The sequence below is a fragment of the Jeotgalibacillus sp. ET6 genome, assembly GCF_029667115.1.
Classification (GTDB): domain Bacteria; phylum Bacillota; class Bacilli; order Bacillales; family Jeotgalibacillaceae; genus Jeotgalibacillus.
Genome location: NZ_JARUIU010000008.1, coordinates 72,716 through 85,389 on the forward strand (window position 1 = coordinate 72,716; position 12,674 = coordinate 85,389).

11 protein-coding genes are annotated in these 12,674 nt (G+C 41.9%); 3 read left to right on the forward strand and 8 right to left on the reverse strand.

Features of this window, described 5'->3' with window-relative positions; translation table 11 throughout:
* Positions 1–549 precede the first annotated feature (549 nt).
* The 3 genes from P6709_RS20575 to P6709_RS16220 all read left to right on the forward strand — a co-directional run bounded on the left by P6709_RS20575 (position 550) and on the right by P6709_RS16220 (position 3,952).
* Positions 550–717, forward strand: a complete 168-nt coding sequence (locus P6709_RS20575; RefSeq protein ID WP_442905356.1) for an RAxF-45 family protein — start codon at positions 550–552, stop codon at positions 715–717.
* Between the two features lie 125 nt (positions 718–842).
* Positions 843–2,720 carry a ribosomal protection-like ABC-F family protein gene (abc-f, locus tag P6709_RS16215; protein WP_278241986.1) on the forward strand — a complete coding sequence of 626 codons (1,878 nt, stop codon included), beginning with the start codon at positions 843–845 and terminating at the stop codon, positions 2,718–2,720.
* Positions 2,721–2,812: 92 nt separating this feature from the next.
* Positions 2,813–3,952: a nitric oxide synthase oxygenase gene (locus tag P6709_RS16220; protein WP_278241987.1), complete on the forward strand. Its 1,140-nt coding sequence runs from the start codon at positions 2,813–2,815 to the stop codon at positions 3,950–3,952.
* Positions 3,953–4,052: 100 nt separating this feature from the next.
* On the opposite strand, the gene P6709_RS16225 is transcribed toward P6709_RS16220, so the two are convergent.
* The 8 genes from P6709_RS16225 to P6709_RS16260 form a co-directional block, all read right to left on the reverse strand.
* Positions 4,053–4,829, reverse strand: coding sequence for an anti-sigma factor domain-containing protein (locus P6709_RS16225; protein WP_278241988.1), 777 nt, complete (start codon positions 4,827–4,829; stop codon positions 4,053–4,055).
* Positions 4,822–5,385 carry an RNA polymerase sigma factor gene (locus P6709_RS16230; RefSeq protein ID WP_278241989.1) on the reverse strand — a complete coding sequence of 188 codons (564 nt, stop codon included), beginning with the start codon at positions 5,383–5,385 and terminating at the stop codon, positions 4,822–4,824. Before P6709_RS16230 ends, P6709_RS16225 begins: the two co-directional genes overlap by 8 nt.
* Positions 5,386–5,621: 236 nt before the next feature.
* Entirely contained in the window at positions 5,622–6,629 is a 1,008-nt protein-coding gene (gene mreBH, locus P6709_RS16235) for a rod-share determining protein MreBH (protein WP_278241990.1), read from the reverse strand.
* 653 nt (positions 6,630–7,282) lie between these two features.
* Entirely contained in the window at positions 7,283–8,980 is a 1,698-nt protein-coding gene (locus tag P6709_RS16240) for a methyl-accepting chemotaxis protein (protein ID WP_278241991.1), read from the reverse strand.
* A 12-nt stretch (positions 8,981–8,992) separates the two neighbouring features.
* Positions 8,993–9,979 carry a BMP family lipoprotein gene (locus tag P6709_RS16245; RefSeq protein ID WP_278241992.1) on the reverse strand — a complete coding sequence of 329 codons (987 nt, stop codon included), beginning with the start codon at positions 9,977–9,979 and terminating at the stop codon, positions 8,993–8,995.
* A 189-nt stretch (positions 9,980–10,168) separates the two neighbouring features.
* Positions 10,169–10,678: an acyl-CoA thioesterase gene (locus tag P6709_RS16250; RefSeq protein ID WP_278241993.1), complete on the reverse strand. Its 510-nt coding sequence runs from the start codon at positions 10,676–10,678 to the stop codon at positions 10,169–10,171.
* 118 nt (positions 10,679–10,796) lie between these two features.
* The gene (locus P6709_RS16255) at positions 10,797–10,925 is read right to left on the reverse strand and encodes a hypothetical protein (RefSeq protein WP_278241994.1); all 129 of its coding nucleotides are present in this window, start codon (positions 10,923–10,925) and stop codon (positions 10,797–10,799) included.
* A gap of 434 nt (positions 10,926–11,359) precedes the next feature.
* Positions 11,360–12,589 (reverse strand): aminopeptidase, encoded by a 1,230-nt coding sequence (locus P6709_RS16260; protein ID WP_278241995.1) that lies wholly within the window; start codon positions 12,587–12,589, stop codon positions 11,360–11,362.
* Positions 12,590–12,674: the final 85 nt, after the last annotated feature.

The following is a 12,674-nucleotide window of genomic DNA, read 5'->3' on the forward strand; positions in this document are numbered from 1 at the left end:
TAGTAAGTAAATACTCACCGGTGGACCTTTCAACTAGAGAAAAGGTTCACCGGTTTTTTTTTATGGTTATGCTCTGTTAAAAACAATAAATTTAACAATTTTCACCACGCTCCGACGTATCTTAAGCTTATTAACAAGTTCACTGCGCCAGGTGGACGCTTTCCGCAGGGACGGCGCTGAGCCTTTCCAGGACCTTGCCCTAAAAAGTATCAGCTTGCCGTCATCTCCTGCTGGAGTCGCTGCCTTCCGCTCCGCTCTCCTCATACCCTGCATAGATCCTTATACCAGCTACTAGTAGATACCTAAAACGACTACCCCAAAACACACAGACAATTTCAAATAAGAATTTCGTTTTTCCTTGTTCAATGCTGTTTTGTAGGTTATGGTGCAAGCACGTTTTTATAGGAACCTTTAAATTCAAATGTTCAACTCTTTTAACAGAGCAAATGGAAAATATAAAATTTAAACAGCGTAAGCCGTTGTAATTGGTAAGAATATTCTCTATAATTAAGTCATATTTTAGATTGAACGGATTGGGAGGTGAATGAGATGGGTAATGAATTGGCGATTTTCTCAGCGATTTTAAGTTTTCTTACGATCTGCTGTGGAATTTTTCATGCATATACGCTCAAAGGGAGCAGTCTGTCCTTTTTTAAGCAAATGCACGAAACCAATTTCATTCAGAGATCTCTTATCACCTTAACATTAGCAAAATAGAGCAGGAGTATGTCCGAAGCATACTGAATGTCTGGCTCTGTTTACGTAGCTGTGGGGATAAGTAGCCCTATGGCTATTTTTTATGGAAAAGAGGTCTCTCAACAATCGTTTGGGAGGAACTCATGATGATACTATGTCAAGTACAATCAGTGAAGAAGGAATTTAGCGGGACAATGATATTTGAGGAATTGTCCCTCACGATAAAGGAACAGGAACGTTTAGGTCTGGTCGGCAGAAATGGCTGTGGTAAGTCGACTCTATTGAAACTGATCAGCGGGGAGGAAGAAGCTGACGAAGGCGTTATAACAAAGCAAAAAGAGTGCACGGTTGGATCACTGGCACAAATCCCTTCTGTTTCAAAAGAGATGTCGGGAAAGGAATTTTTAAAGCAGGCCTTCAGGGAGGAACTGTTGATTCAGGAACAAATGACTGAGCTTGAGGCTTTATTATCTAAGGAAACGGATGGAGAAAGGCTCTCACTTTTAGTCGAACAATATGGGGCATTCCAGGAAGAATTTGAGCTGAAAAACGGCTATGAACTTTCATCTAAGATTGACGCGGTGACAAATGGCCTCAAAATTGATCATTTGCTTGCTCGTACCTTTAGCGAAATGAGCGGGGGTGAGCAAACAAAGCTTGGATTGGCGCTTTTACTATTGCAAAAGCCTGATTTGCTTTTGCTTGATGAACCGACAAATCATCTTGACTTGCATTCAATTGAATGGCTGGAGCAGTTTATTCAGCACTATTCCGGTGCAGTGGTGACTATTTCTCATGACCGCTACTTCTTAGATAAAACCGTTACCTCTATTGCAGATCTGGAAGATGGGGAATTAACGGTGTACTCATGCAGCTATACAGAATTTACAAAACGGAAAGAAGAGAAGCTGCTGCACGAGTTTCATGCGTATGAAGAACAGCAGAAGAAAATTAAAAAAATGAAAGAGGCGATCAAAAGGCTGCGTCAATGGGCAAATGAAGCAAACCCTCCAAACGAGAAACTTTTCAGGAAAGCTAAAAGTATGGAGCGTGCCCTTGCAAAAATCGAACGGTTAAAAAAACCGGTCCTGGAAGCTAAAAAAATGAACCTTGCTTTTACCTCCGGAGAAAGAAGCGGAAAAGATGTAATCGAGTTTGATCAGGTAACAAAAGGCTATGATGAGCTTTTATTCAAGCAGGTTTCTTTTTCTTTATTTCATCAAAACCGAATGGCCGTCATCGGAGATAACGGTACGGGAAAATCGACGCTGTTTCGCCTTATTCTCGGCATAGAGAAGCCAAATTCAGGTACTGTAAAAATAGGAAGCAGCTGCCGGATTGGGTACTTGTCCCAGGACGCGCTGCAATTTGAAAAAAGCGACCGGGTAATTGATTTATTCCGAAGAGATCTTGAAATGACAGAACCTGAAGCGAGGCATGTACTGGCCACTTTCCTGTTTTACGGGGCAGATGTCTTCAATAAGGTTTCAGGATTGAGCGGAGGAGAGCGGATGAGGCTGCGGCTTGCCATCCTCATGCATCAATCCTGCAATGTGCTCTTATTGGATGAACCGACCAATCACCTTGATATTGAATCGCGGGAAGTGCTGGAGGATGCGTTGAGAGAGTTTAATGGTACGATTTTAGCTATCTCACATGACAGGTATTTTTTAAACCAGCTGTTCACAAAAATTGCCTGGCTGGAAAATCAAAAGTTATCTGTTTTCGAAGGCTCATACGAATGGGCAAAAGAGAAAAGCGAAGAAAAATCCGTTCAGAAAAACGAAATCAAAAGGAATAAGGAAGGGAGAAAAAGCCCATCTACGCAAAAGAAAACTCCTCCTATTTCCGAGGAAATAAGGGAGGAGGAGTGGATGCAAAAACTTGATGTGCTTGAAAAAAAGCTGGAAGAACTGGATCAGCAGCTAACTGAGGAAAAAAGCATTGAAGAGCTGCAGCGGCTATATCAGGAAAGAGAGTCAGCGGAGCAGGACTATCAGGACTGGTATAATCTTCTTTCATAAGACGTTCACGAAATTAAACGCTTCTTTGTGACCTTGTTAATTTGATCATGCTATGATAATAAAAGATCAAATTTGTGAGTAGCAAAGGGCGTATGATGATGACAAACTTATTAGTTGATAAAGCAGAATCTTTTATTCATCTATACTGCCGTGAGATGAATATAAGTACACACGAAAAAGATGAGAGACTTAAAGAAATTCAGCGCGACATTGAGATAACAGGTACGTATTCACATACTGCAAGTGAGCTTCAATTTGGTGCGAGAGCTGCGTGGCGCAACAGCAACCGTTGTATTGGACGCCTGTTTTGGAACAGTCTGCATGTTGTGGATGCCAGAACGGCATTAACAAAGGACGAAGTAAAAAAAGCCTTGCTTAATCATATAGAATACGCCACAAATGATGGGAAAATAAGATCCACCATCACGGTCTTTGCCCCCCGCGAAGACAACAAGGATGCGATAAGGATATTGAATCATCAGCTGATCCGTTATGCCGGCTATCGCGGGGAAAATGGAGAAGTAACAGGGGACCCTCATTCGGTTACTTTTACTAAGTTTTGCGAATCTCTGGGATGGAGAGGCGAAGGCAGCAAATACGATGTATTGCCGATCGTTGCTCAGATAAATGAAGGGGAGCCTTTTTACTTCAGCATTCCCTCTTCCATTGTAAAAGAAGTGCCGATTACTCACAGGGGGATTCCCGGTATTAATGAGCTTGAATTAAAGTGGTATGCCGTTCCCATTATTTCCGATATGAAATTGGAAATAGGCGGACTGGAGTACATTGCAGCCCCTTTTAACGGCTGGTATATGGAAACTGAAATTGCTGCACGCAACTTTGCAGATGAAAAAAGATACAATGAGCTCCCTTCAGTAGCGGATAAGATGAATTTATCCACTCAACTATCATCAAATCTTTGGAAGGACAGGGCGATCATTGAGCTTAATCAGGCTGTATTGGATTCTTTCAAGCAGGCAGGGGTAAGCATGGTGGACCATCATACTGCAGGCAGCCAGTTTGCTTTGTTTGAAGAAAAGGAAGCGAATGCGGGGAGAGAGGTGACAGGAGACTGGACCTGGCTGATCCCGCCTGTTTCACCGGCAGCTTCTCATATTTTTCACAAACGATACAAGAATACCTGGAATTCACCCAACTTTTTATATCAGCCGTCTTTTTTAAAAAGCCAGACGGAACCAGCTCCAAATAAAAAGAGCTGTCCTTTTAGTTAAAAAAGGCAGCTCGAATACTGCAGTCAAAGAACCAAGCATGCCCCCGTGATTCATGATCACGGGGACATGCTTGTTTTTAAATCGTGCAGTTTGAATACAATCAAAGCTCAGAGGCTAATATAACTTCTCCTTCAGGTGTTTCGCTTTGTGCATCGGGTTCATGTGAAATTGCAATCTGGTTCCATTGATCCGAATTGAATTCATCAAGTGTAAATACAACAGCTCCGGCCCCGGATTCGCTGGCTACAAACGTACCGGCTCTTTTCGGACTTTCGCCTTCGATTAGCCAGACCTGATAGACTTCATCATTTGCAAGCGGTCCTAGTGACGAGGCGTTGATCACCACGTTGACCTCAGACCCTGTTCTCACAATGGAGGCAGTCGCCGCAGGGCTGGTTTCAGCTTCGCCGGTTGGCGATAGGGTTACATATTGGAGCAGTTCATCGACCGTATCCTGGGTTTGCGATAATTCTGTTGATTGCTGCTGTAATTCATTGTACAAAAATGCATTGCCACCCAGAGAAAGAAGTAAAGCAGCAGCTGCCGGCAGGGCCCACTTCGCTGAAGAACGTCTAAATTGGGAGGAAGATTTAGATTTGCTTTCTTCAACCAGCGCAGGTTCTGCGGGAGCTGTATTCAGTTCAGATGACTCTTCTGCAAAAACCGCTGTCAGAACTCTTTCCTTCATTCCTTCAGGCGGTGATACAGGCTCTGAATCATAAGGAAGGTCTTCAATCAAGGCGTTCCATTCTGCCAGTTCTGCCTGACATTCTGGACAATGTTCTAGATGATGTTCAAATGCTTCTTTTTCCGCCTGTGATAAGTGCCCGTTAAAATAATCGATAATTTGATCACATTCAGCTCCGAGTTTAGCCATTGGCTTTTCCTCCCTCCTCGTGTAGATGCGATTTCAGATGCTTTAATGCCAGCCGTATTCTTCCTTTAACAGTACCGAGCGGCAGTCCCGTCCTGTCTGAAATTTTTTCATGGGTTAATCCCTGAAAATAAAATAATTCAATAATATGGCGCTGTTCTTTTTTTAATTTTTGAACGGAGCGGCGCACAAGCAGGTTTTTCTCTTTTTCTTCAAGAAGATCACTCGGTGTTTCTGCTGTTTCCTTTAGTGAATCTCTTTCTTCAAACTCGACCGCCGGCTTGGAGGACTGTTTGCGCAAGTGATCCAAAGCAGTGTTCCGAGTCATGGTGAGGAGCCAGGAGGAAAATTTTCCTTTTTCTTCACTATATGGTGAGTGAGAATTCCACAGCTTAATAAATACTTCCTGTACGACTTCTTCTGCCAGAGTCGTATCCTTAGTCATGCGGAAAGAAAACGAATAAATTAATTTGTGGTAGCGGTCATACAATGACTCTAATGCTCCCTTGTCTTTCTGCAATAGCTGCTGATATAGTTCAATATCTTGTGGTCCCGACATAACAAACTCCTTTGCTGAAAAATATGATAGTTCTATCATACGGGAACAAGAGCCACTTAACAATTTCCGTGTTAATAAGTAAACGAAACAACTTATAGTTTAGATCACTTTTTCTAAAAGGAAAAGTGTTTACCCTGAATAAAAAAGAATAAACGCAAAAAACAGCGATTTTCAGAAAGAAAATCGCTGTTTTCTGAGTCTTCGCCGCTGATGCGCAGATTAAGGTTTGTTCCTTGTTATCTGGCTATTTTTTGAAGCTTATCAATAACAGATAAAGATTTTCCTGTACCTATTGCTACAGATTCAAGCGGATTTGGTGCAATGTGTACGGGAACGACAATTTCCTCGCTTAGCCACTGCTGTACTCCATTTAAAAGGGCTCCGCCTCCGGATAAAATAACTCCGCGGTCTACAATATCTCCGCTTAGTTCGGGAGGACAGTTTTCCAACGTTGCCCGGATGGCTTCAAGAATGCTTGATAATGACTCCTGAATGGCCTGCTGAACCTCTTTTGATGTTAGTGAGATGGTTTTGGGCAGTCCCGTCACAAGATCACGGCCTCTAATTTCCATTTCAAGACTTTCATGTTCAATAGGGGCATAGCCGATTTCCATTTTAATCTGTTCAGCAGTCCGTTCACCGATTAATAAATTGTAGGATTTACGAATATATTGAACAATATCTTCATCCATTTTATCTCCTGCAACACGAATCGTATTGCACGATACAACGCCGCCGTACGAAATAATGGCTACCTCTGTAGTCCCGCCGCCAATGTCGACAATGACGTTGGCTACAGGTTCTCCTACAGGAAGGTCTGCTCCGATAGCCGCTGCTACAGGCTCTTCAATCAGGTGGACAGCTTTTGCACCGCTGTTCTTCACTGCATCATGAATGGCTCTCCGTTCTACTGAGGTTGCTCCTGATGGGGTACACACGACCACGCTCGGTTTGCGCATAGAAAAACCAAGTTTCTTACCAATAGTCCCCATTATATGTTTCAGCATGTCCGTTGTCACATCAAAGTCTGCAATTACACCGTCTTTTAAAGGGCGGACTGCGACAATATTGCCAGGTGTTTTACCAATCATATTTTTGGCGTCGATCCCAACTGCCAGGACCTTTTTGGTGTTAATATCGATTGCTACTACAGAAGGCTCATTCATAATGATGCCTTTATTTTTACTATATACCAGTATATTAGCCGTTCCTAAGTCGATTCCGATTTCAGCGTTTGATAGCATGTATTATTCCTCCGATATCATTGTTATAGTTTATGTGGATTGTAGATTGTCAAATATAGGCACTTTTCAGCCGCGTTCAACTCTATTTCTGTCGAATTTAGACAGAGGAGGAAGAAAGATTCATGTTATCTTTTTATCCCTCAGCTGTGGAAATAATTTACTGCTTCTTGGGTAAACGCTGACCTGAGTGCTCTTCCGTGTAGTATAGACTATTTTTAAAGAGAGTTGGAGAGTCGAATGATGGAGAAATTGTATATTACAAAATAGACGAAGTTTTTACAATAGTAGAAAAAGAGGGGAAACACCTATATAAAAGGGGGTGAAGCGTTTTCCTTCTTAAAATAATTCGATCTGCTGTAATAAAATAATAATCGATCTGTAATGAAAAAAACCCGTCATCACATTGAATGACAGGTTCTTAAACGTTTATTTTTGCGGAAGAAGTATAAAACAAACCTCTCTGGAACTGCATTATTGCTGACTTTCGGCTGGTATTTTGTCACTAATTGACTTATAGAAGCTTTCTTTTATTAAAATAAAGATCTTTGAACACTGGAGGGAAAATAGAACGAGTGACTCATCCTCTAAATTAAGCAGACATTTGAACATATATAGGTGGATGGTCTGAAAAATTGAAAAAAGCTGAAATAAGCTTATTCGTTCTTTTCATGCGTTGCAGTTTCTGTCTCGCTTACATTTGGCAACGTAAATTGATTGATTTGCAACTTCATATCTTTACTCATCTCAGATAACACATCAATTTGCTTATTCATTTCTTCAAAAGCGCGGAGCTGTTCATCTGTTGAAGCATAAATTTCTTCAGTTCCAGCTGCGGTTTGCTCAGAAACAGCTGAAATATTTTCAATGGCAATCACCACTTGATTGGATTGAGTGCTGGATTGCTGCATGCTTTCCACGAGAGAACCGAGCTGGTCGTCAATTGCTTTAACCTTTGATGAAATGATTTTAAAAGCAGCTTCTGTTTCATCCATTGATTCAAGCTGCTTAGAAGATAATGTCTGTCCTTCGTGAGCTGCATCGACTATAGCAGAAATGCCTTTTTGAATGTTTTGCACCATAACTGAAATTTTGTCGGTTGCCTGAGATGAGTCCTCTGCGAGCTTTTTAACTTCGTTTGCTACTACAGCAAATCCTTTTCCAGCCTCACCTGCTCTTGCAGCCTCAATTGCTGCATTTAAAGAGAGAAGGTTGGTTTGGTCTGCAATACTACGGACAAATACAGCTGCCTGTTGAATTTCTCCTGCATACTCCGTGAACTGATCAATTGCAATTTTTATTGAGCGTGAGGACTCCGCTACTTTTTGTGCATATTGTTCCTGCATAACAAGGGATTCGCGTCCGGATTGTACAGAATGCAAAGCTTCCTTCCCTTTATCAGAAGACTCTCTGCCGATGGCAACACTTTCCCCGAACGTATGATTCATTTCTGTCATCAGCTGCGCTGTGGACTGAACGTCCTCAGAAATAGAGTAACTGCCTTTTGCCAGTTCTTCTGTTGAAGCAGCTACCTGTGAACTGCTTTCCGTCAGGCCGGTCATCCGGTTGAAGATATCGCCTGTAAAGCTGTTAACCCGGTCCCCAATTTTTTCGATTGAAGTTACCGTGCCGCGGAGATTTGTGATCATATGATTAAATGACTGGTTTAACTGATCGATTTCAAATTTTGATGAACGGCTTGGAGGGAGAGTAATGGTCAAATCTCCTTCTGCAACCCGTTTTGCGTTTTCGACCATTTGATTTAAAGGAAGAGTTATTCTTTTAGAAATCAGTAATGTTACGGCTATAGATAAAAGAATGATGACTGCCATTGAACATAGAGCAAATGTAACAATGAAATTGATTTTCTGTTCGGTTATTTGTACTTTATTGCTGTGCCAATCATCTGCCATACTGTCTAGCAAATAAAGGTCATTTGTTATTCCAGCCATTCTGGACGCCTGTCTGCTTGTTTCGGATACAGAACCCTGGTCAAGGGCATCACCGGCTACTTTTATCAGTTCTTCATACTTGCTTTGTATAATTCCAAGCTGATTTTTTAAGTCCGCTGTCGGCAGAATTCCTGCAAGCTGTGTAATATTTTCCTCTGTAGCCATCAGCTGATTTTGTGTGTTCAGCCGATTGCTTTCATTTGGACTGAGGGAAAAATTAGCAAGAGACTGCTGGGAAATCAGCAGTTCGCTATTTAAGGATTCAATTTCCAGGAGAACATTCACATCTTCCTCAGAAGCTGAATTTACTGAAATCATTTGGTAAACAATTATTGCAATAATGATTGTAGAGAGAACGAGAGGGATGAAAGCGAGTAAAAATAAACGGTTGCGCAGTGCCATGATAAAACCCTCCTAGTTCACTTTGTCCGGTACAGTTAAATCACCGGAAATTATTTTTTTTCGTGCATCTATAAGCTTCGCCTGCTGAGTAACCGATAAGTCTGCCAATCTGATTTCAGCAAGGGTCACCCCGTTTTCTGCAAGTCCTAATTCGTAGTCAGTCATTTCACCTGAATCGTTTACAAGGGCTTCTACGAGGTCAAATACAGCTATGTCCACATTTTTCATCATAGATGTCACAACGGCTTTTTCTGCAACGAAAAATTGATCTCCGTCAACACCTGCAGCAAAGATGCCTTCTTCCTGAGCTTTTAATATCGCCCCAATCCCGGTATAGCCGGCTGCAGGATAAAGAAAGTCGGCTTTTTTATCAATTTGTTCTGAAGCCAGCTTCCCGCCCAGTTCAGCATCGCCAAAATCCCCAGCATAATCAGTGATGACCTCAATATCCGGATCAGCATGCAAGGCACCGGCTCTGTATCCTGCTTCAAAACGGTGAATGACATCAGCATCCATTCCTCCGATAAAGCCAATCACACCGGTTTTGCTCGTCATGGCAGCGACAACACCTACAAGAAAGCTTGCTTCATGCTCTTTAAAGGTCATCGACATAACATTTTCTACATCAGAAGAACCATCGATTAAAAGAAAGGACTGATCAGGGTTTTCTTTTGCGACTTTTTCCAGTGCTTCCTGAACAGAAAATCCAAGACCGATGACCAAATCCATGTCTTCTTTAACCAATTCATTTAATTTTTCCTCATAATCGCCATCTGGAGCTTCGCGGTAATCGAATCGCACACCCAGTTCATTTCGTGCGCGTTCAAGCCCTTTGAAGGCAGCATCATTAAAGGAGCCATCTCCTAGACCTGTATCTGAAAGCAAAATTCCAATAGTGGCCTTAAATGAAGTGCTTTTTACCTGCGGCTCATTAAACTGACAGCCTGACAGCAGGGTGATGAAAAGGCTCAGTGAAAGGGCCCATGCTAATAATTTCATATGTATCCTCCGATTAAATAAGTAATAATTAAAATCTAAAGTCCTTTATGTAACTAAAACTATTGTACTAGAAAAACTTTCCTTTATGAAGAGTTTTGTGAGAAAAAATACTCATATATTGTAAACTCACTTAAGATATATCGACAAAAAAATCCCAGCCTTTAGGGGGCTGGGAAAATAAAGTTTGTACTACAGATGTTTTTTTGAAAAGAATTGTGCAAGCTCCTGACTGTGGAGCTTTCTTGCTTTTCTGTGAGATGCCCGGTTTTCTGCTGTTTGATTGAGCCATTTCTCTTCTTCCGTTTCAGCGATAATCTGAGGCACTCTGGATGGTTTCCCATCCTCAGTCAAAGCCACAAAGGTAAGAAAGGAAATCGCAGCAACTGATTCTTCACCTGTCAGAAGCTTTTCGGTCGTAACCCTTACAAACACTTCCATCGAACTTTTGCCTGTGTAGGTAACAAACGCTTCTAATGTAACCGCATCTCCCACACGGATTGGCTTTAAAAAGTCTACAGAATCAGTGGAAGCAGTCACAACAGCAGCTCTGGCTAACTTTGTGGCAGCAATTGAAGCTACATTGTCTATATAAGCCATAAGCTTTCCTCCAAATAAGGTTCCATGGTGATTTGTATCAGGAGGGAGAACATGGCTGGTCTGAATCGTTCTCGTGTCGCTCATATGTTTTTGATTTTGCATTATAAATTCTCCTTTTTATGTAATCTGTGGTGACGGATCCTGTTTTATTCCTAAATCGCTAAATTGAACTTGTATAAAGAAGGCTGAAGTAAAAAAACATTGGCGCATGGCCAATGTTTTATGGTTTAGGATCTACTTTTTCCGCATCTTTTGTATTTAAAGGAATTCTTAAAAAATACATAAGGGCGCCGCCTACCAGTCCGATAAGAGCTACGAAGCCAATTAAAGTCGCTGTCATTTGAAGCATTACGCACAGCCTCCTCTCAAAATGGATAAGTCATTTAATGACTTAAGTATAAGGGATGAAGCACCTATTAGTAAAATCTTTTATTAATCCAGCGTGAATGGAAAAACTTTCACCATCCATAAGCTAATGAAATGCTGTGTATCAGCCCAGTATAGTTGTCTTTACTAAACAAAAACGAGCCAGGGACAAAAAGAGTCTAAGGCTCGCTGACCGGTTCACTTCGCTTCAGGCGGACGCTTTCAGCAGGGGCGGAGCTGAGCCTTTTCAGGACATAGCCCTGGAAAGGCTCAGCTTGCCGTCACATCCTGCAGGAGTCGCCACCCTCCGCTTCGTTCACCTCATACTTTGCGGTATATACTGTCTCAATTTCTAAACTATTTAAGTTAAGTCCCAACCTCGCAGTTCTAGTTATAGCTGCAGTCAGCGCTCAGTAATTAAAATGCCCAGTCGCCATTTTTAAATACGGGTTCTGCTGTACCGTCTTCATTAATTCCATCTATACTCATTTGATCTGAGCCGATCATAAAATCAACATGTGTAATGCTGCTGTTAAGACCGCTGCTTGCAAGTTCCTCTTCATTCATCGTTTTACCGCCTTCTACACAAAATGCGTAGGCACTGCCGATGGCAAGATGATTAGACGCATTTTCGTCAAAAAGCGTGTTGTAAAACAAGACATTTGATTGAGAAATCGGTGACTTATGAGGCACTAAAGCCACTTCACCCAGACGTTGTGAGCCTTCGTCTGTCCCGATTAATTTTTTTAGTATTTGTTCACCTTCATCTGCTTTTACATCAACAATCCTGCCATTTTCAAAGGTGAGAGTGAAACCATCTATTATATTTCCTCCATAGCTAAGAGGCTTTGTATTTGTAACAGTTCCATTTACACCGTCTTTATGGGGGACAGTGAAAACTTCTTCTGTCGGCATGTTAGCCATAAAGGTGTGTCCTTTTTCATTTATGCTGCCAGCTCCCGCCCAAAGATGGCCTTTTGGCAGTTCAATCGTTAAGTCAGTGCCTGGAGCTGTGTAATGAAGCTTTGTGTATTTTTTTGCGTTTAGGTAAGCTGCTTTCTCATGAAGCGTCTCATCATGCTCTTTCCATGCTGCTACAGGGTCTGGCTGATCTACACGGACGGCCTTAAAAATGGCGTTCCATAATGAGCTTACTGCCTCTTCCTCTGAATGATCCGGAAACACTTTTTTCGCCCAGCCCGCAGATGGAGCGGCTATCACGGTCCAGCTTACTTTATCTGACTGAATGTACTTGCGGTATTGAGAAAGTGCTTTGCCTGCTGCCTGCTGGAATGAAGAGATCTTCTCAGGATCCACTCCTTTTAATAAGTCAGGGCTTGCAGAAACAATATTCATAAATGCAGCACCTTCTTTCGCCATGGATTCACGCTCAATTCGCTTCCATTCCGGGAATTCACTGAACGAATCCTCAGGGGCCAGATCGTACCGCATACGGTTCACTTCATCATCTGCCCAGTCGACAAAAACCTGTCTTGCGCCAGCTTCATATGCTTTTTTTGTAACAAGTCTTACAAATGGTGCGTTTTCAATACTTGCTCCAATGTACAGCCACTGGTCCGGCTGTATATTAACGCCTACTTTTACAGCGAGGTCAGCATACTTATCTAATAATTCCTGATGCGTCATAAATTCAGTCTCCTTTATGTAAATAGATTCATATTTATTTTATCAATTAATTTTAATAAATCAAAAAAAGCCCTCTTTTGTTGGA

Bases quoted from the DNA above. Each gene is read 5' to 3' on its own strand.
- mreBH (WP_278241990.1), bottom strand. From the start codon at position 6,629: ATGCTATCAAACGCTGAAATCGGAATCGACTTAGGAACGGCTAATATA.
- P6709_RS16240 (WP_278241991.1), bottom strand. From the start codon at position 8,980: ATGGCACTGCGCAACCGTTTATTTTTACTCGCTTTCATCCCTCTCGTT.
- P6709_RS16255 (WP_278241994.1), bottom strand. From the start codon at position 10,925: ATGCTTCAAATGACAGCGACTTTAATTGGCTTCGTAGCTCTTATCGGA.
- P6709_RS16225 (WP_278241988.1), bottom strand. From the start codon at position 4,829: ATGGCTAAACTCGGAGCTGAATGTGATCAAATTATCGATTATTTTAAC.
- P6709_RS16230 (WP_278241989.1), bottom strand. From the start codon at position 5,385: ATGTCGGGACCACAAGATATTGAACTATATCAGCAGCTATTGCAGAAA.
- P6709_RS16220 (WP_278241987.1), top strand. From the start codon at position 2,813: ATGATGATGACAAACTTATTAGTTGATAAAGCAGAATCTTTTATTCAT.
- P6709_RS16245 (WP_278241992.1), bottom strand. From the start codon at position 9,979: ATGAAATTATTAGCATGGGCCCTTTCACTGAGCCTTTTCATCACCCTG.
- P6709_RS20575 (WP_442905356.1), top strand. From the start codon at position 550: ATGGGTAATGAATTGGCGATTTTCTCAGCGATTTTAAGTTTTCTTACG.
- P6709_RS16250 (WP_278241993.1), bottom strand. From the start codon at position 10,678: ATGCAAAATCAAAAACATATGAGCGACACGAGAACGATTCAGACCAGC.
- abc-f (WP_278241986.1), top strand. From the start codon at position 843: ATGATACTATGTCAAGTACAATCAGTGAAGAAGGAATTTAGCGGGACA.
- P6709_RS16260 (WP_278241995.1), bottom strand. From the start codon at position 12,589: ATGACGCATCAGGAATTATTAGATAAGTATGCTGACCTCGCTGTAAAA.